Origin of the sequence: Nocardioides oceani (assembly GCF_030412965.1) — a bacterium.
Classification (GTDB): domain Bacteria; phylum Actinomycetota; class Actinomycetes; order Propionibacteriales; family Nocardioidaceae; genus Nocardioides; species Nocardioides oceani.
In genome coordinates this window covers 1-287 of sequence record NZ_JAUHJQ010000118.1, presented here as the reverse complement: position 1 = coordinate 287, position 287 = coordinate 1, and the positions used below count along the sequence as shown (strand labels likewise).

Genomic DNA, 287 nt, shown 5'->3' with positions numbered 1-287 from the left:
CAGCCAGTCCTTGCCGATGACGCGCCGCAGGGCCGGCCAGTACTGCGCGCGCTCCATCAGCATCACCACCGGCACCTCCGGGGCGAGCCGCTCGACCCGCTGGAGCGCCGTGAAGCTGAAGCTCATCACCCGCGCGGGCGTCCCGGCCCGGTCCCAGCCGAAGTCGCGGAGCACCTCGACGACCCGCTTCTCGACCAGCCCGCTGTAGCGCGTGGGGTGCTTGGTCTCGATCGCCAGCTCGATGCGCCGGTCGTAGTCGGCGGCCACCTCGCACAGCTTGCGCAGGG

1 protein-coding gene is annotated in these 287 nt (G+C 72.1%); it reads right to left on the bottom strand.

Going from position 1 to position 287, the window contains the following annotated elements; translation table 11 throughout:
- A partial coding sequence (locus tag QWY28_RS23500) for a glycerophosphodiester phosphodiesterase (protein ID WP_336622434.1) occupies positions 1-287 on the bottom strand: 287 nt, incomplete at both ends.